General features: G+C 67.3%; 20 protein-coding genes. 11 read left to right on the top strand and 9 right to left on the bottom strand.

Annotated features, from left to right (window positions below):
• Window positions 1–48 precede the first annotated feature (48 nt).
• Window positions 49–2,166: an AsmA family protein gene (locus E7773_RS09235; RefSeq protein ID WP_293990390.1), complete on the bottom strand. Its 2,118-nt coding sequence runs from the start codon at window positions 2,164–2,166 to the stop codon at window positions 49–51.
• 151 nt (window positions 2,167–2,317) lie between these two features.
• Here E7773_RS09235 and rpmI point away from each other — a divergent pair, with 151 nt between their 5' ends.
• The 8 genes from rpmI (at window position 2,318) to E7773_RS09195 (ending at window position 9,946) form a co-directional block, all read left to right on the top strand.
• Window positions 2,318–2,521, top strand: a complete 204-nt coding sequence (gene rpmI / locus E7773_RS09230; protein ID WP_293990388.1) for a 50S ribosomal protein L35 — start codon at window positions 2,318–2,320, stop codon at window positions 2,519–2,521.
• 28 nt (window positions 2,522–2,549) lie between these two features.
• A complete protein-coding gene (rplT, locus tag E7773_RS09225) occupies window positions 2,550–2,915 on the top strand; it encodes a 50S ribosomal protein L20 (RefSeq protein WP_293990386.1) in 366 nt (121 codons plus the stop codon).
• A gap of 71 nt (window positions 2,916–2,986) precedes the next feature.
• Window positions 2,987–3,445: a GNAT family N-acetyltransferase gene (locus E7773_RS09220; RefSeq protein ID WP_293990384.1), complete on the top strand. Its 459-nt coding sequence runs from the start codon at window positions 2,987–2,989 to the stop codon at window positions 3,443–3,445.
• Window positions 3,442–4,599 (top strand): phenylalanine--tRNA ligase subunit alpha, encoded by a 1,158-nt coding sequence (gene pheS, locus E7773_RS09215; RefSeq protein ID WP_293990784.1) that lies wholly within the window; start codon window positions 3,442–3,444, stop codon window positions 4,597–4,599. The genes E7773_RS09220 and pheS overlap by 4 nt, the downstream gene beginning before the upstream one ends.
• Complete coding sequence (gene pheT / locus E7773_RS09210) at window positions 4,596–7,019, top strand: phenylalanine--tRNA ligase subunit beta (protein WP_293990382.1); 2,424 nt, start codon at window positions 4,596–4,598, stop codon at window positions 7,017–7,019. Before pheS ends, pheT begins: the two co-directional genes overlap by 4 nt.
• A complete protein-coding gene (locus tag E7773_RS09205; RefSeq protein WP_293990380.1) occupies window positions 7,012–7,881 on the top strand; it encodes an aldose 1-epimerase family protein in 870 nt (289 codons plus the stop codon). Before pheT ends, E7773_RS09205 begins: the two co-directional genes overlap by 8 nt.
• A 53-nt stretch (window positions 7,882–7,934) precedes the next feature.
• A complete protein-coding gene (locus E7773_RS09200; protein WP_293990378.1) occupies window positions 7,935–8,375 on the top strand; it encodes a hypothetical protein in 441 nt (146 codons plus the stop codon).
• A 41-nt stretch (window positions 8,376–8,416) separates the two neighbouring features.
• Window positions 8,417–9,946 carry a peptide chain release factor 3 gene (locus E7773_RS09195; protein ID WP_293990376.1) on the top strand — a complete coding sequence of 510 codons (1,530 nt, stop codon included), beginning with the start codon at window positions 8,417–8,419 and terminating at the stop codon, window positions 9,944–9,946.
• Here the strand turns inward: E7773_RS09195 and E7773_RS09190 are convergent.
• Together E7773_RS09190 and E7773_RS09185 are read right to left on the bottom strand one after the other, a co-directional pair.
• Window positions 9,943–11,388 carry an MFS transporter gene (locus E7773_RS09190; RefSeq protein ID WP_293990374.1) on the bottom strand — a complete coding sequence of 482 codons (1,446 nt, stop codon included), beginning with the start codon at window positions 11,386–11,388 and terminating at the stop codon, window positions 9,943–9,945. The genes E7773_RS09195 and E7773_RS09190 overlap by 4 nt on opposite strands.
• 92 nt (window positions 11,389–11,480) lie before the next feature.
• Entirely contained in the window at window positions 11,481–13,859 is a 2,379-nt protein-coding gene (locus tag E7773_RS09185) for a TonB-dependent receptor (protein WP_293990372.1), read from the bottom strand.
• Window positions 13,860–13,986: 127 nt separating this feature from the next.
• On the opposite strand from E7773_RS09185, the gene E7773_RS09180 reads away from it, so the two are divergent.
• Entirely contained in the window at window positions 13,987–14,655 is a 669-nt protein-coding gene (locus tag E7773_RS09180; RefSeq protein ID WP_293990370.1) for a TetR/AcrR family transcriptional regulator, read from the top strand.
• Here the strand turns inward: E7773_RS09180 and E7773_RS09175 are convergent.
• The 5 genes from E7773_RS09175 to rpmF all read right to left on the bottom strand — a co-directional run bounded on the left by E7773_RS09175 (window position 14,652) and on the right by rpmF (window position 17,625).
• Window positions 14,652–15,014 (bottom strand): MerR family transcriptional regulator, encoded by a 363-nt coding sequence (locus E7773_RS09175; RefSeq protein WP_293990782.1) that lies wholly within the window; start codon window positions 15,012–15,014, stop codon window positions 14,652–14,654. The two genes, E7773_RS09180 and E7773_RS09175, sit on opposite strands and share 4 nt — an antisense overlap.
• Window positions 15,014–15,313 carry an integration host factor subunit alpha gene (locus E7773_RS09170; protein ID WP_293990368.1) on the bottom strand — a complete coding sequence of 100 codons (300 nt, stop codon included), beginning with the start codon at window positions 15,311–15,313 and terminating at the stop codon, window positions 15,014–15,016. The genes E7773_RS09175 and E7773_RS09170 overlap by 1 nt, the downstream gene beginning before the upstream one ends.
• Before the next feature lie 100 nt (window positions 15,314–15,413).
• On the bottom strand, window positions 15,414–16,379 hold the full coding sequence (locus E7773_RS09165; protein ID WP_293990366.1) for a beta-ketoacyl-ACP synthase III: 966 nt from the start codon (window positions 16,377–16,379) through the stop codon (window positions 15,414–15,416).
• The gene (gene plsX / locus E7773_RS09160; RefSeq protein ID WP_293990364.1) at window positions 16,376–17,422 is read right to left on the bottom strand and encodes a phosphate acyltransferase PlsX; all 1,047 of its coding nucleotides are present in this window, start codon (window positions 17,420–17,422) and stop codon (window positions 16,376–16,378) included. The genes E7773_RS09165 and plsX overlap by 4 nt, the downstream gene beginning before the upstream one ends.
• 23 nt (window positions 17,423–17,445) lie before the next feature.
• Window positions 17,446–17,625 (bottom strand): 50S ribosomal protein L32, encoded by a 180-nt coding sequence (gene rpmF / locus E7773_RS09155; protein WP_293990362.1) that lies wholly within the window; start codon window positions 17,623–17,625, stop codon window positions 17,446–17,448.
• Between the two features lie 196 nt (window positions 17,626–17,821).
• Here rpmF and E7773_RS09150 point away from each other — a divergent pair, with 196 nt between their 5' ends.
• Window positions 17,822–18,268: an MAPEG family protein gene (locus E7773_RS09150; RefSeq protein ID WP_293990360.1), complete on the top strand. Its 447-nt coding sequence runs from the start codon at window positions 17,822–17,824 to the stop codon at window positions 18,266–18,268.
• Here E7773_RS09150 and E7773_RS09145 read toward each other — a convergent pair.
• A complete protein-coding gene (locus E7773_RS09145; protein ID WP_293990358.1) occupies window positions 18,265–18,927 on the bottom strand; it encodes an MBL fold metallo-hydrolase in 663 nt (220 codons plus the stop codon). The two genes, E7773_RS09150 and E7773_RS09145, sit on opposite strands and share 4 nt — an antisense overlap.
• A gap of 80 nt (window positions 18,928–19,007) precedes the next feature.
• Between E7773_RS09145 and pabB the strand changes: the two genes are divergently transcribed.
• Window positions 19,008–20,789 carry an aminodeoxychorismate synthase component I gene (pabB, locus tag E7773_RS09140; protein ID WP_293990356.1) on the top strand — a complete coding sequence of 594 codons (1,782 nt, stop codon included), beginning with the start codon at window positions 19,008–19,010 and terminating at the stop codon, window positions 20,787–20,789.
• The last annotated feature ends 10 nt before the right edge of the window (window positions 20,790–20,799 follow it).

Genomic DNA, 20,799 nt, shown 5'->3' with positions numbered 1-20,799 from the left:
TCAGGCGATTAGCGAGCGCCCGCCCCCGCCGGGGCGGGCGTTTTGCCGTCAGAAGATACCGAGGAACTTTTTCTTCTGCTTTTTCCGGTCGGCGGGCGATTCCTTCCCGCTTTCGGACTTGGCGGTGGTGCCGTTGCCGACGTCGTCGCGCGGCCTGCCCTTGGTGGTGCGCATCGCCTGAGCATGCGCGCCGGCGAGGATCGGGCCGCACGCCGCGCTCTTCGCATCGCCGATATCGACGAACGCCAGGATCGCGGTGAGCGGACTGGCGACAACGCCCAGCCCCAGCCCGGCACCCGCGCGTCCGAGCAGTTCGGGGCTGAGCACGTTGATCGCCGGTTTGGCGAAATAGCCCTGAATGCCGACCGGCGACTGGCCCGAGAAGAGCGAGAACTGCTTGCCGTCGGCGCGGAAGGCAAGGTCGAGGCTTTCGTTCTTGAAGCTCAGCCCGCCGCGCCCGAGCATCACGTTCTTCTTGGTGTCGATGATGATCGGGTCGGCCGCCGCGATCCCGTCGCGCACGCTGAACGCGATCAGCCCGCAATTGATCTGCACCGGCTTCTTCAACTGATGCTCGAACATCTTCTGGACGAAGGTGCCGATATCGAGCTCCGACAGCTGGACGTTGCGCGTCCAGAAGGTGCCCGCCGGAATGATGAACGCGACTCGCCCGCCCGCGCTCGCCAGCGAATCGTGAATCGTATCGCCGCGCCCCTTCAGCTGAATGCGCCCCTTGATCGTCCCGGTCGTGCCCGATTCGTCGACACCGTAGCCGGCGAGCAGCGTCCCCATCGGCGTCGGCGACAGGCGGATGTCGTAACTGTCCGCCGCGGGTCGGCTGCGCGTGTCGAAGATCAGGTCCGACGCGACGTTGCCCCGCGCCATCGCGAAAGTGAGTGGCGACAGCGCGAGGCGGCCATGGTCGAGTGCCAGCGTCAGGTCGACGTCGGAGATCGGCACGTTGCGCGATTTGATGTCGCCGATCGTCCATTTGAGATCCGCGTCGAAGCGTTGCAGTTCGGCGACCGGCAGCGCGGCGTCAGGCAGCACGCGCGCCGGCCCCGCGCCGGTCGCGGCGGCAGCGGCGACCGCGCCCTTCGCCGCGACGATATCGGGGTTGTAGCCGATGAACGGCGCCGCATCGACGATGTCGAGGCTCCGCGTCGCCAGCACCGAATCGAGCTTCAGCCGCTCGCCGTTGGTGACCGTCAGCCGCCCGGCCAGGTCGCTGTCGCCGAACCGCCCCGCCATATGCGTGAAGCGGTAGTCGGTGCCATCCTTCACCATCTGCGCGTGGAGCGAATAGTCGCGCGTGTTGGGCAAAACGACACCTATGATGCCGAGCAGTTCGGCGAGGTTACGCCCCCGCGCGCGCGTCTGTAGCGGCACGTCCTCGATATCGGTCGCCGAGGGCAGGGTGCCCGCCACGTCGATCACGTTGTTCGCCGCCCAAGCCCGCGCCACCAGCTTGTTCTCGCCGCGCCCGAGCGTCGCGTCGGGCGACAGCAATTGCGCGGCGACGCGGAACAGCGTCTCACGGATCTGCCCCGTGCCCTGGAGCCCGACCGCCTTGCCGATCTTCTTGTCGAGTGCGGTCACGGTATCGATGCCGAGGTCGGTGAGCAGCCGCATCCGGGGATCGATATAGCGTAGCGTCGTCCCCGCGACCGTCGCGCGGTCGATCCGCGGCACCTCGAACGGTTTTCCGCCGGTATCGGCGAAGGTCCAGGTGTTGGTGGTGTGCGCGACGTTCCATTCGAGGTCGACCGCGCCGCCGGTCAGATCGAGCCAGTACAGGCGTCGCTTGCCGAAGATCAGGCTCAGGGGCGCGATCCGCGTGTCGATCCGTTGTGCCTGGAACAGGTTGGGCCGCGTCGCCCAGCCGGGATTCGCGACACTCAACCCTTCCGCGTAGAACTTGATCTGGAACGGGTCGAAATAGAGCTGGAAGTCGCCGCGCACCTTGACCTCGCGACCCGCCATCTTGCCCGCGATACTCTCGAACGGGTGTTTCAGGAAACGTCCTTTGGTGACGTACAGCACCGCCCAGATGATGAAGAGCGTCGCGACCACGCCCACTACGACATTGCGCGCGATCCGCCACGGCCGGCTCAGCGGGAAGAACCCGGCGCGAGCGGCGGGTGGCGGCGGCGCAGTCGTATCCATGGCGCAATGAATCGCGCCAGGGCGTCCAAAGGTTGCATTCCGCCGGGTGTCCCGCTATGCGCGCCCTCTTCCGAGCGATGCGGATATCAGACGGCCCGGCCATCAAGGGCTGCCGCGGCCGTTTGTGCATCGCCAAACCGAAAGGATCAAAATGCCCAAGCTCAAGACCAAGAGCGGCGTGAAGAAGCGCTTCAAGCTCACCGCGAGCGGGATGCTCAAGCACGGCGTCGCCGGCAAGCGTCACCGCCTCATCAGCCACAACAGCAAGTACATCCGCCAGAATCGTGGGACCAAGGTCCTGTCGAAGGCCGACACCGCGACGGTGAAGGCTTGGGCGCCGTACGGGCTTAGTTAAGTAGTTTGGGCTGAGGAGCTAGAGAACCATGGCACGCGTCAAACGGGGTGTGACCACCCGCGCCAAGCACAAGAACATCCTCGACCAGGCCAAGGGCTATCGCGGTCGTCGCAAGAACACGATCCGCATCGCCCGCCAGGCCGTCGAGAAGGCCGGGCAATACGCCTATCGCGACCGCAAGGTGAAGAAGCGGACCTTCCGCGGCCTGTGGATTCAGCGCATCAACGCCGGTGTGCGGGCCGAGGGCCTGACCTATTCGCAGTTCATGCACGGGCTGAAGCTCGCCGGCGTCGAGCTCGACCGCAAGGTGCTCGCGGACATCGCGATGCACGAGGGCGAAGCGTTTACCGCCATCATCGCACAGGCGAAGGCGGCTCTGCCCCAGGCCGCCTGAAGCGACCTGTAGCGGATGAACACGGGGCGTCGGTGGCAACACCGGCGCCCCTTTCGTTTAGGAAGCCCGATATGCACCTGCTCCCCATGACCGACGCGCATTTCGCCTGGCTGCTCGGCGGGCCCGCGCCCGCCGATGCGCCGCGCCTGGCCGAGGGCGGGATCGCCGAGCCCGAAATCGTCGAGCTGCTGCGCGGTGTCGCGCAAGAAGTCGGCGGCGAAGCGGCGTGGCTGATGGTGGTCGATGGTGAAGGCGTCGGGATGATCAGCATCAAGGAACGCGATGCGAAGGGCCGCTGGGACGTCGGCTATGGCGTCGCGCCGAGCCGCGAGGGGCGCGGGCACGCCACCGCTGCGGTCGCTGCGTTGAAGGATGTGGCGCAGGCGGCGGGCGCGACCGGCTTGACCGCCGAGACCTTGCCCGGCACCGGTGCCTCGCCGACGGTGCTCACGCGCAACGGCTTTGCGTGCATCGGACAGTTCGACCATCCGGAGGATGGCATGGTGGATCAATGGGTGGTGGAATGGTGACCGATCTCGACCAATTGCAATCCGATCTGCTCGGCCAGATCGACGCGGCGGCGACCCCCGAGGCGATCGAGGCGGTGCGTGTCGCCGCGCTCGGCAAGTCGGGCAGCGTCACCGGGCTGCTCAAGACGCTCGGGGCGATGTCGCCCGAGGAGCGCCAGACGACCGGCCCGCGCATCCACGGCCTGCGCGAGGCGGTCACCGCGGCGCTGACCGCTCGCAAGGCAGCGCTCGAACGCGCCGCGCTTGACGCGCGCCTCGCCAGCGAGACGCTCGACATGACGCTTCCCGCCGACGTCCCGCCGACCGGCACGATCCATCCGGTCAGCCAGGTGATGGACGAGCTCGCCGAAATTTTCGCCGACCTCGGCTTCGCGGTCGCGACCGGACCGGAGATCGAGGATGATTGGTACAATTTTACCGCGCTCAACATTCCCGAGACGCATCCGGCGCGCGCGATGCACGACACCTTCTACCTCGAGGAACCGAGAGCGGCTGGCGGCAGGCAAAGCCCACCGTCCGACGGCGACGGCTTTGCCGACGCCGCGGTCCGCGCGGAGCGGATGGTGCTGCGCACGCACACCAGCCCGGTGCAGATCCGCGCGATGCAGGCGGCGGGCGGGCAGCAGCCGGTGCGAATCATCGCGCCGGGGCGGACCTATCGCTCGGACTCGGACGCCACGCACACCCCGATGTTCCATCAGGTCGAAGGGCTCGTCATCGACAAGGGGATCACGCTCGGCCACCTCAAATGGACGCTCGAGACGTTCCTGAAGGCGTTCTTCGAGCGCGACGACATCGTGCTCCGCCTCCGGCCTAGCTATTTCCCCTTCACCGAGCCATCGGCGGAGGTCGATATCGGCTACTCGATCGTGGGCGGCAAGCGCGTGATCGGCGGGTCGGGCGGCGGCAATGGCGGCGGCTGGATGGAGGTGCTGGGCAGCGGCATGGTCCATCGCAAGGTGATCGCGGCGGGCGGTTACGACCCCGACGAGTGGCAGGGCTTCGCGTTCGGCTGCGGGATCGATCGGCTCGCGATGCTCAAATACGGCATGGACGATCTGCGCGCGTTCTTCGACGGCGATATCCGCTGGCTCAAGCATTACGGTTTCTCGGCGCTCGACGTGCCCACGCTGAGCGGGGGAGTCGGGGCATGAAGTTCACGTTGAGCTGGCTCAAGGAGCATCTAGACACCGATGCCGATCTCGACGCGGTGACCGGTACGCTGACGCGGATCGGGCTGGAGGTCGAGGGTATCGACAATCCGGGCGACAAGCTGGCCGGGTTCACCGTCGCGCGTGTGTTGACCGCCGAGCGGCATCCGCAGGCAGACAAGTTGCAGGTGCTGACGGTGGATGCCGGCGACGGGAAGCCGCTACAGGTCGTCTGCGGCGCGCCCAACGCGCGTGCGGGGATGATCGGCGTGCTCGGCACGCCCGGCGCGGTGGTCCCGGCGAACGGCATGGAGCTCAAGGTCTCGGCGATCCGCGGGGTCGAATCGAACGGCATGATGTGCTCGACCCGCGAGCTCGAGCTGGGCGAGGACCATGACGGTATCGTCGAGCTGCCTGCCGACGCGCCGGTCGGCACGCCGTTCGCCGACTATGCCGTGCTCAACGATCCGGTGATCGACATCGCGATTACCCCCAACCGGCAGGATTGCATGGGCGTGCGCGGCATCGCGCGCGATCTCGCGGCGGCGGGACTAGGGACGCTCAGACCGTTGCACGAAGTGTATCGCATGGCGTCAGGTACGCCGCGCCCGGACGGTCGACAGCGCGCCGAGGTTGCGCAGGTGCTGGGCGACGGCCCCGGGCCGGACGTGCGGACCGACGACCCCGAGGGCTGCCCGGCCTTTTTCGCGCAAGAAGTTCGGGGAGTGACCAATGGCGCGGCGCCTGGCTGGATGACAGCCAAGCTCAATGCGATCGGGCAGAAGCCGATTTCAGTGTTGGTCGACATCACCAATTTCGTCTCGGTCGATCTCGGCCGACCGTTGCACGTCTACGACAAGGCCAAGCTCCAGGGTGGCCTCGTCGCGAGGCTGGCTAAGGATGGCGAGCAGGTACTCGCACTCAACGGCAAGACCTACACGCTCGATAGCTCGATGACGGTGATCGCCGACGACGCGGCGGTGCACGATATCGGCGGGATCATGGGCGGCGAGCATTCGGGCGTGTCGGATACGACCACCGACGTGGTTATCGAATGCGCCTATTTCGATCCCGACCATATCGCGCGTACCGGACAGAAATTGCTGCTGACCAGCGATGCGCGCCAGCGGTTCGAGCGCGGGGTCGATCCGGCCTTCCTCGACGACGGGCTCGCGATTGCGACCAAGCTGATAGTCGATCATTGCGGGGGCACCCCGAGCGGTGTGACGCGCGCCGGGCAGCCCCCGATAACCATGCCTTCCATCGCGTATCGCCCTGAACTCGCCGAGACGCTGGGCGGGCTGGCGGTCGATCCCGAACGCCAACGGGAAATTCTCGGACGGCTTGGTTTCGAAGTTTATGCCGACTGGGCGGTCATTCCGCCGAGCTGGCGACGCGACGTCGACGGCCCGGCCGATCTGGTCGAGGAAGTCATCCGCATCGAAGGGATCGACAACGTCCCCTCGACCCCGCTGCCGCGCCTGCCCGGCGTCGCGCGCCCGACCGCGACGCCCGAGCAGAAGCTCGAACGCAAGGTCCGCCGTGCCGCCGCCGCGCGCGGGCTCGACGAGGCGGTGACCTGGTCGTTCGTCAGCCAGGCTGAGGCCGATACATTCGGCGGCGGCGCGTGGAGCCTCGCCAATCCGATCAGCGAAGACCTGAAAGTCATGCGCCCGTCGCTGCTGCCCGGGCTGCTCGCCGCCGCCGCGCGCAACGCCAATCGCGGCGCGAGCGGAGCGCGGCTGTTCGAGCTCGGCCGCCGCTACCTCGCCGATACCGAACGCCCGACGCTGGGCGTGGTGCTCGCGGGCGACAAGCGCGCGCGGAGCTGGCAGGCGGGCAAGGCCGCGCCGTACGACCCGTTCGACGCCAAGGCCGAGGCGCTCGCGCTGCTTGCCGCGGCGGGCGCGCCGGTCGACAATTTGCAGGTGATGGGCGAGGCAGGTGACACGTGGCACCCGGGCCAGTCGGGCACGCTGCGGCTCGGGCCGAAGACCGTGCTCGCCGCATTCGGCATGGTCCACCCCGCGACCGCCAAGGCGTTCGACCTCGACGGCCACGTCGCGGCGGTCGAACTCTATCTCGATGCGATCCCGGGCAAGCGCGGCAAAAAGGAATCAGCTGGCTTTATGCGCCCGGCCTATGCCCCGCCCGCGCTCCAGGCGGTCAAGCGCGACTTCGCCTTCACCGTTCCCGCTGACTTGACGGCGGACGCACTGACCGGCGCGGTGCGCGGCGCCGACAAGGCCGTGATCACTGCCGCCCGCGTGTTCGACCTGTTCGAGCGCGACGGCATCCGGTCGATGGCGGTCGAAGTAACGCTGCAGCCCGCGGACAAGAGCTTCACCGAGGCCGAGTTGAAGACGGTGGCCGACCAAGTCGTCGCGGCGGCGGCGAAGCTGGGCGCGACCCTGCGTGGCTGAGCTGGTGCGGATCGCCGGCGGGTCGCTATCCGCCGCGATCAACCCGCTCGGCGCCGAGCTGACCTCGCTCACCGACGCCGAGGCCCGCGAGCTGATGACCGATGCCGACCCGGCGTTCTGGACGGGGCATGCGCCGATCCTGTTTCCGATCGTCGGACGGCTCAACGGCGACGTGCTGCGGCTCGACGGGGTCGAGTATCCGATGAAGCAGCACGGCTTCGCGCGGCATCAGGCGTTCGATGTGGTCGCGCAGGACGCCGCCGGCGCGACATTCCGGCTGACCGCGAATGACGAAACGCGCGCGAGCTATCCGTTCGACTTCGCGCTCGATGTCCGGTTCGCGATCGCCGGCGCGAAGCTCGAGATCGCGGTGACGATCGCCAACCGCGGCACCGTAGCGATGCCGGCGAGCTTCGGTTTCCATCCGGCCTTCGCCTGGCCATTGCCCTATGGCGAGCCGCGCGAGGATCACCGCATTGTGTTCGCCGCCGACGAGCCCGGCCCGATCAAGCGGCTCGCCGATGGGCTGGTCGCCGGCGACCGAGCCTCGCCGCTCGACGGACGCGCGCTACACTTGGCCGATACGCTGTTCGCCGACGACGTGCTGATCTGGGACCCGGTGCGCTCGCAGAGCGTCGCTTACGGGGCGCCCTCCGGCCCGAGCCTGCGCATCGACTTTCCCGATACACCGTACCTCGGCGTCTGGACCAAGCCCGGCGCGGCGTTCGTGTGCATCGAGCCGTGGCACGGGCATGCCGACCCGGTCGGCTTCACCGGCGATTTCCGCGACAAGCCCGGCGTGTTCACCGTCGCGCCCGGCGCCGCGTGGCGTTGTGCGATGGCGATCACGCTCCAGCCCTGAACTCTTGCAGCGCGCGGACCGCGCGCCATATTGCCGGGCAAGGGGATATCGCGATGATGCTGGGCGCGTTGCTGGGATTGTTGCTCGCGCTGCGGGTGGCCGAGGGCACACCAATCGGGCGGACGTTGCAACTCTGGCTGCTCGAACGTCCTGCCTCGCGCCTGTCGCGCATCTCGCGCGGTCATCTGCTTCTGTTCCTGACAATTGCGGGCGTCGCGGTCGGGCTGATCTGGCTGCTCGAGAATGACGGGCGGATGCTGGTCGCGATGGGCCTGCCCGATGTGGTGGGTCTGGCGATGACGATCGACGCGGCGTCGTTGATCGATCTCGCACTGGTCGCGGTGATCGCTGCGTCGGCGATCCGCGTCCGCGCTGTCGTCGGTTGGGTGCACCAGCGCGCCGCACTGCGCCGTCCGCGCACACGCACTGTCCGCACGCGCCGCGCCAAGCCCCCCGCCAACGATGACGAGGACCGACCGGCGCTCGCCGCCTGAGGGTGTGACTTTTGCCGCCTTAGGCCGTAGGGCCGCGCGCTATGTCCGTTTCCGACCGCCGCACTTTCGCGATCATTTCCCACCCCGACGCTGGCAAGACCACGCTGACCGAGAAGCTCCTCTATTTCGGGGGCGCGATCCATCTCGCCGGTGAGGTCAAGGCACGCGGGCAGAACCGCCGCGCGCGATCGGACTGGATGAAGATCGAGCAGCAGCGCGGGATTTCGGTGACCTCGTCGGTGATGACGTTCGAGCACGACGGCATCACCTTCAACCTGCTCGACACGCCGGGGCACGAAGACTTTTCGGAGGACACCTACCGCACGCTGACCGCGGTCGATTCGGCGGTAATGGTGATCGACGCTGCGCGCGGGATCGAGGCACAGACGCGCAAATTGTTCGAAGTGTGCCGGCTGCGCTCGGTGCCGATCATCACCTTCGTCAACAAGGTCGACCGCGAGGGGCGCGACCCGTTCGAACTGCTCGACGAGATCGCCGACATGCTCGCGCTCGACGTCTGCCCGATGAGCTGGCCGGTCGGAATGGGCGGGCAGTTCGAGGGCGTGCTCGACCTGACTACCAACCAGATTGCCCGACCGGAGGGAGACAGCCGGACGTTCCAGGGCAAGGTCGAGGCCGATCCCGAATTGCCCGGCGAGGTCGCCGACGAGATCGAGTTGGCGCAGGGCGGCTATGCGGCGTTCGACCCGCAAGCGTATCGCAACGGCGATTTGACGCCGGTCTATTTCGGGTCGGCGCTCAAGGATTTCGGGGTCGCCGAACTGATCGGCGCGCTCGCCGATTACGCTCCGAGCCCACGCCCGCAACCCGCCGAGCCGGCGCCGGTCGCGCCCGATAACCCGCAAGTTACCGGCTTCATCTTCAAGGTCCAGGCCAACATGGACCCCAACCACCGCGACCGGATCGCGTTCATGCGATTGTGCTCGGGCACCTTCAAGCGCGGCATGAAGCTGACACCGTCGGGGTCGGGCAAGCCGCTCGCGGTGCATTCGCCGATCCTGTTCTTCGCGCAGAACCGCGAAGTGGCGGACGAAGCGTTTCCGGGCGACATCATCGGCATCCCCAACCACGGCACGCTACGGGTCGGCGACACACTGAGCGAGCGTGCCGACGTGCGCTTCACCGGGCTGCCCAATTTCGCCCCCGAAATCCTGCGGCGCGTCGCGCTGAAGGACCCGACCAAGACCAAGCAGCTGCGCAAGGCGCTCGACGACCTGGCCGAGGAAGGCGTGACTCAGGTCTTCTACCCGGAGATCGGGTCGAACTGGATCATCGGCGTCGTCGGGCAGTTGCAACTCGAAGTGCTGATCAGCCGGCTCGAGGCCGAGTACAAGGTCGCTGCGGGGCTGGAGATGGCGCCGTTCGAGACCGCGCGCTGGATCTCGGCCGACGATCCGGCCGACCTCAAGGCGTTCGCCGACCTCAACCGCTCGGCGATGGCGAAGGACCGCGACGGCAACCCGGTCTATATGGCCAAGACCGCCTGGGACATCGGGTACGTCGCCGACCGCTATCCCAAGGTCAGGTTCGCCGCGACGCGCGAGCGTTAAGCCATGGCCTTGGCGGGCCGGATCAGCAGCACCAGCCCGGCGATCGTCAGCAGCGCGGCGAGGGCCGTGATCGCCAGCTTGGGGAAGAGTACCAGATTGACGATCCACACCACCAGCGACGCCATCAGCAGGATCGCGCCGGTGACCTGCGACTGCGACGGGGCCGGCACGTCGGCGCCTTCCTCCACCCAGCCGCGCTTGAGCGGCCGAACCGCGAGCAACGCGAGCACCGCCGCGACGAGATAGAGGCACACCCCGATCATTGCCGCGATGCCGAGCGATTGGTCGCCGTATTTGGCCTTCAGCGATACCGAGATGGCGCCCATCAGCCACGGCCCGAGGCCCAGGCCGAGCAGATTGTTGATCAGCAGGAATGTGCCCGACGTGCCCGCGCGCATCCGCGACGGCGCGAGGTGCTGCGACGCGGTGATGATTGGTCCGAGCCAGAGCGTGTTGAGCGCGTTGGGGACCAGCAGGATGCACCAGGCGAGGATCGGCGTGGGCGTGTTGAAGCCGAGGATGAACATCGGCGCGGTGATCAGCCAGGCGATCGCCGGCACGCGGCAATACCAGGCGCGGTCGAGCTTCCCCAGCCGGTCCGACACCACGCCGCCCATGAAGATGCCGAACGACCCGCCGATCAGCAGCAGCGCGCCCATGAACTGGCCGACCTTGACTAGCTGGTCGGGAGCGGTCCAGCCGAACTGGACCGCGATGATCTTGGGCGCCCACAGCGCGAGCCCGTACCCCGCCATCGAACTGCACCCCGCGCCGACCGACAACAGCCAATAGGCGGGCTTGCGCATCAGGATCGGCATCACCGTCAACGGCGACGGCGCGCCCTTCACGGCGACGGTCGGCGGAAAGCGATCGCGGACCAGCGCCAGAAAGATCGGCGCGACAAGGATCCCGGCCACACCCATGACGATGAACGCGGCCTGCCAGTTGACGTGCTGCGCGATATATGCGCCGAGCAGCACGCCCCCGCCGAGCCCGATCGGGATCCCCATCGAATAGATGGCAAGCGCGCGCGCGCGGCGTTCGACCGGGAAATAATCGGCGATCAGGGCATAGGACGGCGCCGCGCCGCCGGCTTCGCCGACCCCGACGCCGAGGCGATAGAGGAACAGTTGCCAGAACCCCGCGGCGGTGCCGCAGAGCGCGGTGAACCCGCTCCACACCACCAGCGATCCGGCGACGACGCGTGTCTTGCCCCAGCGGTCGGCGGCGAGCGCGAGCGGCACGCCGAGCACCGAATAGAGGATCGCGAACGCCGTCCCGCCGATCGCGCCGAACTGCTTGTCGTCGAGGTTCAGACTCGCCTGAATCGGCTTGGCGAGGATGCCGAGGATCTGGCGGTCGAGGAAGTTGAAGGTGTAGACGACCAACAGCATCGTCAGCACCAGCGCGGGATAGCCCGGCCGCTCGGTCCGCGTCGTCATGTCACCCTCTCCCCGGCGCATAAAAAAGGAGCCGGACGATTGGTCGCGCCCAGCCCCTTTCCCCCTTGTATCAGGCGATCCGCGCCCGTCGATCAGAACTTGAGCGAGAAGGTCCCGAACACCTGCCGCGGGTTGCCGTAGAACACGGTGGCGATGCCCTCCTTGCCCAGCGTCGGGGTGACCCCGCCGGCCGTGGTGTAGACGATCGCCCCCGTCGCCGCGTTCGCCGCGAGATACTGATACCCCGCCGTCTTGTAGCGCACGTCGGTGATGTTCTTGGCGTGCAGGCCGATCGAATACTGCCCCTTCGACCCGAACGTATAGTTCAGGTTCGCGTCCCACAGCGTGTAGCCTGGCTGATCGAGGAACGGGCTCGCCACCTCGAACTGGTGCGTCAGGCTGCGATACGAGACGGTAGTCGACGCGTTGATGCTGCCCGGCCCTACCGGCAGGTTCGCGGCGAGCGTGCCCGCCAGCGTCCATTTGGGGGTGTTCTGGAACTGGCGATATTGCGACACCTCGGCGCCGGTCGGCCCGATATAGCTCTCATACTTGGGGTCGATATACCCGATAGCGGTCGACAGCGTGACGTTCGAGCCGGCGCCTGCAAAGCCGCGCGCGAGCACCGCATTGCCTTCGAACTCGACGCCGTTGATCCGCGCCTTCGCCGCGTTGGTAGTGATGCCGCAGAAGCTCTGCACCCCGCCGATGATGCACGCGACCGAGCCCGGGATCTGGACGTTCTGATAATTGGCGTGGAAGCCGGCGAGCGACCAGGTCAGCCGCCGGTCCAGCGCCGAGCCCTTCCAGCCGAGCTCGAAGCTCTTCACCACCTCTGGCTTGAACGCGAGGTAATTGTAGATTTCCTGGTAGCTACGCACGCCGTCCTGATTGACGTCGGGCGCCGAGGTGCCCGATCCGCGCGGATCGAACCCGCCACCCTTGAACCCTTCCGAATAGGATGCGTAGAACATGTGATTGCCGTTCGGCTTGAAACTCAACGATACGCGCGGCGTGAATCGCTTGAAGTTCGCCTCGCCGCGGAAATTGGTCGATGCGCCAAGATTGAGCGTCGGATTGCCGCCGAACTCAGAGGTCGCGCCGAACAGCGGGCCGCCCAGGAAGTTCGCCTTGTAGATGAACGACTTGCGCTGATCCCACGTATAGCGTCCGCCGACCGACAGGCTCAATTGCGGCGTGAAATCGTAGGTGAAATCGGCGAACACCGACGACGTCTCGGTGCGTACATCGCCTGCCGTATAGGCGTCGAGATTGGCGAGCGTGGTGTTGAGCAGCACGTCGAACCCGGTCGCCGCCTTCGCGCCCAGATAATAAAAGCCGACCAAACCGTTCAGCTTGTCGCTCGCATAGAGCAGCTGGAATTCCTGGCTGGTCTGTTCGTTGCGATAGACCGCGGGCACGTCGACATCGACCGACGGGGTCGCGTCGAAATCGATCGGAGTGAAGCTGCGGTCCTTGCGCCACGCGCTGATGCTGCGCAGCGTGAACCCGCCGCCGAGCTTGGCGGTCACCGCCATCGACAGTCCGCCGGCCCAGACGTCTTCCTTCGGGAAGTTGAGCCCGGCGTTGGTGTCGTAGACGTTCGCCAGCACCGGCGACCCGGTGAGCATCCCGGCGAACAGGCGGTGGCCGTTGCGCGGTGCCGACTTGTCGTGGGTGTAGTCACCGGTGATGCGGACGAACAGGCCGCTGTCGGGGGTCTCGAACTCGACCGTGCCGCGCCCCGCCCAGATATCCTTGTTGTAGTTCGGGATGCCGAGCGTGAGGTTGCGTCCGAATCCGTCGCGCGTCAGCCGCGCGCCCGACACGCCGACGCGCAGCATCGACCCGATCGGCGCCGAGAGGCTGATGATGCCATCGGCTTGATTGTACGAGCCGTACGCGCCGCGCAGCGAAGCGGAGAAAGTGTCAGGCAAGCGCTTGGTGACATATTTGACCGCGCCGCCGATCGTGTTGCGGCCGTAGAGCGTCCCCTGCGGGCCGCGCAGCACTTCGATCCGGTCGACGTCGTAGATGTCGAGCACGGCGGCCTGCGGACGGTTGAGGTACACATCGTCGAGATAGATGCCGATGCCCGCCTCGAACCCCGGCACCGGATCCTGCTGGCCGACGCCACGGATGAACGCGGCGAGCGTCGAGTTGGTACCGCGCGCATCCTTCAGCGTGGTGTTGGGGGAAACGGTCTGAATGTCGGTTAGGTCGACCGCGCCGATCTTTTCTAGCTGCGCGCCCGTGACCGCTGTCACCGCGACCGGAACCTTGAGCAGGCTTTCCTCGCGGCGCCGCGCGGTGATGATGATGTCGGGGCCAGCACTATCGTCCTGGGCCGCGGCTGGCGCCGATGCTGGAGCCGGCGCATCCTGCGCCTGGGCTGGTGCGGCGAGCAGCCCCGCCAGCGCCGCGCCGGTGTAGAGCGCCGCGTGAAGCTTGCGCGTACGAGTGCCGATCATTGTCATCTTCCCTCCCGAATCCGTCTATCGTCATACGGGCCACGACCCGGTTGAACGCTTGTCGAAGCTGCGTATACTGAAACCTGAACCGGGTTTCAACTTCGGTCTGTCAGGGGAGGCGTAAAAGATGGTCCAGCGTGGCGCAAAGGCAACGCCTGCCCCTGCTAGCGATGCGGCCGGAACGCGCGGCGTCGACGGCACCGCAAGCGCGGGCAAGGCGCCGCGCACCGATCGCGGCCGGCGCACGCTTCGCGCGATCCTCGACGCCGCCGCGGTCGAGTTCGGCGAAAAGGGATTTCACGAAGGATCGATCAGCGGGATCACGCGCCGCGCCGGGGTCGCGCTCGGCACGTTCTACACCTATTTCGACTCCAAGGACGCGATCTTCCGCGCGCTGGTCCGCGACATGTCGGAGCAAGTCCGCGACCATGTCGCGCCCGCTTTGCGCGCCGCGCCGGACCAGATCGCCGCCGAGCGCGCGGGGTTGCTGAGCTTTCTCGAGTTCGTGCGCGGGCACCAGGAAATCTACCGCATCATCGACGAGGCCGAGTTCGTCGACCCGGCGAGCTTTCGCGCCCACTACACAACCACCGCCGAGCGTATCGAGCAGCGCCTGAAGACGGCCGCCGGGCGTGGCGAGGTGCGCGCCGACGTGTCCGACGTCCACGCCTGGGCGATCATGGGGATGAACGTGTTCCTGGGGCTGCGGTATGGCGTGTGGGACGAGGATCGAAATCCCGGCGCGGTGGCCGATACGGTGGCGGACTTGCTGCGCGATGGTCTCGCCCCGCGTTAGGCCCGGGCGAGCGCGGTCGCCAGCAAGTCGCGGATCGACTTCAGGCTGGCGGGGTCGATCGGCGCGCCGCTCACGGGAACCGGGGCGGCAGGCACCGGCGCGGCGCGCGTTTCGCTCATCAAAAGCTTTTGCACGCCGCGGACGGTATATCCCTCGTGGTTGAGCAGCGCGTTGATGCGCCGCACCAGCGCGACATCCTCGGGCCGATAATAGCGTCGTTTGCCCGCGCGCTGCAGCGGGCGCAGCTGCGGAAACCGCGTTTCCCAATAGCGCAGGATGTGCTGCGGCAGCCCGGTATCGTGCGATACCTCGCCGATCGTGCGGAACGCGCTGGCGGCCTTTTCAGCCACCGCTGCGATCAGCCCGCGCTGACGATGCGGTCACGCATCATCTGGCTGGCGCGGAAGGTCAGCACGCGGCGCGGCGCGATCGGCACTTCGACCCCGGTCTTGGGATTGCGCCCGATGCGCTGGCCCTTGTCACGCAGGACGAACGTCCCGAACCCGGAAATCTTGACGTTTTCGCCGCGCGACAGCGCTTCGCACATGTAAAACAGGATTTCTTCGACCAGCTTGGCCGAATCGGCGCGCGACAGCCCGACTTCGCGTTGCAGCGCGTCTGCCAGATCGGCCCGAGTCAGCGTCCCAACATTCGACATCGATGCCCCTCCCCAGGTGACAGAAAGAAACCGTAACACAATGACGGCAATCAGGAAAAGCGATAGTTACGTGAACGTTACTGTCTTGTTTCAATCGCAATCAGGTACGTAGCACTGCGGCGCCCCAGGTGAACCCTCCGCCCATCGCCTCGAGCACGACGATCTGTCCCGGCTTGATCCGCCCGTCGCGAGTCGCGACGTCGAGCGCGAGCGGCACCGACGCGGCCGAGGTATTGGCGTGCTGGTCGACCGTGACGACGACTTTTTCCGCCGGCAGTCCGAGCTTGCGCGCGGTCGCGTCGAGGATGCGGGCATTCGCCTGGTGCGGCACCACCCAGTCGACGTCGGCCGCATTCATGCCGACCGCCCCGAGCGATTCGTCGAGCACACTGGCAAGGTTGGTGACGGCGTGGCGGAATACCTCGCGCCCCTTCATCCGCACCTTGCCGACCGTGCCGGTGGTCGACGGGCCGCCATCGACATAGAGCAATTCGTTGTGGCGCCCGTCGGCGTGGAGTTTGGTCGACAGGATGCCGGGGCCATCCTCGGCGACATCGCGCCCTTCGAGCACCACCGCGCCGGCACCGTCGCCGAACAGCACGCACGTCGCGCGGTCCTCCCAGTCGAGGATGCGGCTGAACGTCTCCGACCCGATCACCAAGGCGCGATTCGCGGCGCCGGTGCGGATCAAACTGTCGGCGACTTGCACCGCGTAGAGGAACCCCGAGCACACCGCGCCGACATCGAACGCCACGCAATCGTCGATCCCCAGCATCGCCTGGATCTTGGTCGCGGTCGCCGGAAAGGTCTGGTCGGGTGTCGCCGTCGCGAGCACGATCAGGTCGACGTCCTCGGCGCGTACGCCCGCCGCGCCCAGCGCCGCGCGCGCCGCGTCGGCACCCAGCGTTCCCGTCGTCTCGTCGGGGCTGGCGATGTGACGAAAACGGATCCCCGTGCGCTCGACGATCCAGTCGTCGGAGGTATCGACAGTCTCCGCCAAATCGGCGTTCGACACGCGCCGCGCGGGGAGCGCCGACCCGGTGCCGGTCAGGACCGCGCGTCTCATGCCGCCGCCCCTTCGAGCGGCGTTTGCGCGAAATGCTGGAGGTCCTCGGCGATCCTGGTCGCGAGGTCGTCGCGCACGCTCTTCGCCGCGACCGCGATCGCGGTCGCGACCCCCATTTCGTTGGCGCCGCCATGGCTCTTCACGACGAGGCCGTTGAGCCCGAGAAACACCGCGCCGTTATGATGGTTGGGGTCGAGCCGGTTGCGCAGCAACTCGGTCGCTGGGCGCGAGATCAGGAACCCGATCTTCGAGCGCGTCGAACTGGAGAAGGCGATCCGTAGCAGGTCCGCGACGAACCGCGCGGTGCCTTCCGCGGTCTTAAGCGCGACATTCCCCGAAAAGCCGTCGCACACGATCACGTCGACTTCGCCGCGCGACAATTTGTCGCCTTCGATGAACCCGGTAAAGGTCAGTGGCAGATGCGTCGCGTCGCGCAGCGCCTGCGCCGCCTCGCGGATGATCCCGGTGCCCTTCATGTCCTCGGTGCCGATGTTGAGCAGCGCGACCTTGGGCGATTCGAGGTCGAGCATCGTGCGCGCATAGGCCGCGCCCATGATCGCGAATTCCTCGAGGTTGCGCGCGTCGCATTCGGTATTCGCGCCGAGGTCGAGCACCACCGTGTCGTGATCGCCCAGACTAGGCATCAGCCCGGCGAGCGCGGGGCGGTCGATACCCTTCATCGTGCGGAGCGATAGCTTGGCCATCGCCATCAGCGCACCGGTATTGCCCGACGAGACGGCGGCGGCGGCGCGGCCCTGTTTGACCAGATCGATCGCGACGCCCATCGAGGTGGTCTTGGCGCGGCGCAAAGCGGCCGACGGCTTTTCGTCGCCCCTGATCACGTCGGGGGCGTGGACGATTTCGGAATTGGCGTTGAGGTTGGGGTGCTTCTTGAGCCCCGCGGCGATCGCGGTCTCGTCGCCGACGAGAAAGAAATGCGTGCCGTCGTAGCGGCGCCGCGCTTCCGCGACTCCCGCCAGCATCACCGCCAGCCCCTCGTCACCGCCCATTGCGTCGACGGCGATCCAGGAGCCGGTGGTCACGCTCTACTTCCCCTAAAGGCTGGTCAGCCTTCGACCGAAACGATCTCGCGGCCGTTGTAATGGCCGCATGAACTGCACAGGTTGTGCGGGCGCTTCAACTCGCCGCAGTTCGGGCACTCCTGGAACGCCTCCACCGACAGCGAATCGTGCGAGCGGCGCATCCCGCGGCGGGAGGGCGTGGTCTTGCGTTTCGGAACGGCCATTGCGGCGACAACCTTCTAAAGAACTAAATCGATTGATCGGAACGATTAGGCCCGGAAAGGCACCAGCGCAACCGAACGGTCGGCACGCGGCGCAAATCGGCGGGATTGATCGCGAACGCGCGCCTATAGCGAATTGGCGCGGCGTTGCAACCCGGAGCGCCCGGTGCCACGGTCGCGGCGCAACAGGGGGAACGACATGATCTTGCCGATAACGCTCGTGATGGCGGCCGCCGCCGGCCTCATCAACATCTGGCTCGCGATCCGCGTGACGCAGGTGCGGTCGAAGGCCGGCGTCTGGCTCGGGGACGGCGGGAGCGAGCCGCTCGTCGCGCGGACGCGCGCGCACCTCAATTTCGTCGAATATGCGCCGTTCGTGCTGATCCTGATCGCGCTGATCGAATCGGCGCGGGGGACGAGCCTGTGGCTGTGGCTGGTCGGGGTGGCGTTCATCCTCGCGCGGCTGTGCCACGGCTTGGGCATGGACCCGACGGCCCCGCGCATCCTCCGCCGGATCGGCGCGATGACGACGCTCGCGGTCCTGCTCGGGCTGTCGGTGTGGGCGTTGGTGATCGGCTATCAAGCCGCCGCCGCCAAACCCGCGACTGGTCCGGTCATCATCGGCATGCCGCCGCCGTCAGCCTAGGCCAGCGCCCGGTCCCCGACGAACGGGTTGGTCGCGCGTTCCTGACCGAAGGTGCTCGGCTGGCCGTGACCGGGCAGGAACACGGTGTCGTCGCCCATCGGCCACAGCCGGGTGACGATCGAGTTGAGCAATTGCTGATGGTCGCCGCGCGGGAAATCGGTGCGGCCGATCGACCCCTGGAACAGCACGTCGCCGACGATCGCGAGTTTCGATTCGGCGTTGTGGAACACGACGTGCCCCGGCGTGTGCCCCGGCGTGTGATGCACCGCGAAGCCGACCTCGCCGACGGTCACGTGGTCGCCCTGATCGAGCCAGCGCGCGGGGACAAAGGCGCGGCCGGGGATGCCGTATTTGAGCCCGTCCTCGCCGAGCTTCTCGATCAGCCAATTGTCCTCGGGGTGCGGCCCTTCGATCGGCACGCCGAGGTCGTCAGCCAGCTGCGCGGCGCCGGCAGCATGGTCGAAATGGCCATGCGTGATCAGGATCTTTTCGATCGTGACGCCGTGCTTCTCCATCGCCGACTTAAGCAGCGGCAGGTCGCCGCCGGGATCGACGAACGCGCCGCGCATCGTCTTCGTGCACCACAGCAACGTGCAATTCTGCTGGAGCGGGGTGACGGGGATGATCGCCGCGCGGAGCGGCTGATGGGTCTCGGCCATGGCACCGACCTAGGCATCGCCGGGAGCCGGAGCAAGCTTGGGCTTGCCCTGAGCGCGCTGTCGGTTGCATCTCAGGTGCCGTGATCCGCCGCGACCGCCCCTTCGTGTTGCTCGACGACGCCCGCGAGACCGGCGCGGCGCCCGCGCGGCTGTACCAGGCGCCGGCCGGCACGGTCGAAGCGCGCGCGGTGATCGAGGTGAAGCCCGCGCTCGACCGGCTCCGCGCGGCGCGGCACCGCGGGCTCCATGCGGCGGGGTTCATCGCCTATGAAGCGGCGGCGGCGTTCGAACCGGCGCTCAGTAGCCTGCCGGCGAGCGACACGCCGCTGCTGTGGTTCGGGCTGTTCGAAAGCTATGAGGAAATCGCACCGGATGATGTGCCCGGCCTGCTCCCCAATCCCGCCTCGGCCTGGGCTGGCACGCCCAAGCCCGATGTCGACCGCGCCGGGTACGCCGAACGCTTCGAACAGGTTAATGCGCTGATCGAGGCGGGCGACATCTATCAGGCCAATCTCAGCTACCGAGCGCGCGTTCCCGTCGCGGGCGATCCGCTCGCGCTCTACGCGCGGCTCCGGGCGAACGCGCGCGCCGGCTATGGCGCGGTCGTCTCGACCGGGATCGACTGGCTGCTGTCGCTGTCGCCCGAATTGTTCTTCGCGCTCGACCGGGTGAAGCTCACCGCCAGGCCGATGAAAGGCACCGCGCGGCGTGGGAGCACGCCGGCCGAGGACCGCGCGCTCGCCGCCGAATTGGGCAGCGATACGAAACAGCGCGCCGAGAATCTGATGATCGTCGACCTGCTAAGGAACGATTTGTCGCGCGTCGCCGTGCCCGCCAGCGTCGCGGTGCCCGAGCTGTTCGCGGTCGAGACCTATCCGACGATCCACACCATGACCTCGACCGTCACCGCGACGCTCAACCCCGGCGACGACGCGATCGACGTGCTCGCGGCGCTGTTCCCATGCGGGTCGATCACCGGTGCGCCCAAGATTCGCGCGATCGAAGCGCTGGCCGGGGTCGAAGCGTCGAGCGCGCCGCGTGGCGCTTACACTGGCGCGATCGGACGGCTCGATGCGAATGGCGGGGCGATGTTCAACGTCGCGATCCGCACGCTGGCGATTTCCGGAGACGATGACCACGCGACGCTCGGCGCGGGCGGGGGAATCGTCGCCGATTCGCGTGAGGCGGAGGAATGGGACGAAGCGCTCGCCAAGATGGACTTCGTGGCCGCCGGGTCGCCCACGATCGACCTGATCGAGACGATGGCGTTCGATCCCGTAGAGGGAATCGCGCTGCTCGAACGCCACCTCGCGCGGATGAAGACCAGCGCCGCGCTGCTCGGCTTCGCGTTCGATCGCCATGCCGCGCGCAACGAGCTCCAGGCCGCGACCTTCCGCCTGCGCGAGGCGAAATGCATCCGCCTCCTGCTCGCGAAATCGGGCGCGGTGGCGATCGAGGTCGCGCCGCCGCCTGCGCCCCCCGACGGCCCGATCGCGGTCGAGATCGTGCCCATGCCCGTCGCGCGCGCCGATTTCCGCCTGCGCCACAAGACCACCGACCGTGCGTTCTACGACGACGCGCGCGACGGCGTGTTCGAGGTGCTGTTCGAGCGCGACGGGCAACTCACCGAGGGCAGTTTCATGAGTCTGTTCGTCGAGCGCGACGGCATGCTCCTTACCCCGCCGCTCGGGCTCGGGCTGCTTCCCGGCGTGCTGCGCAGCGAATTGCTCGACACCGGCCGCGCGGTCGAGGCCGTACTCACCCGCGCCGACCTCGCGCACGGTTTCTACATCGGCAATGCGCTGCGCGGCCTCCTGCCTGCCGTTGTTGCAGTTGCGAACGCGGACGCGCCGTCGCTATAGCCCTGCGCGA

It is taken from the genome of Sphingomonas sp., assembly GCF_004799495.1.
In the GTDB taxonomy this organism is placed as follows: domain Bacteria; phylum Pseudomonadota; class Alphaproteobacteria; order Sphingomonadales; family Sphingomonadaceae; genus Sphingomonas.
This window is presented reverse-complemented; position numbering and strand designations above follow the sequence as displayed.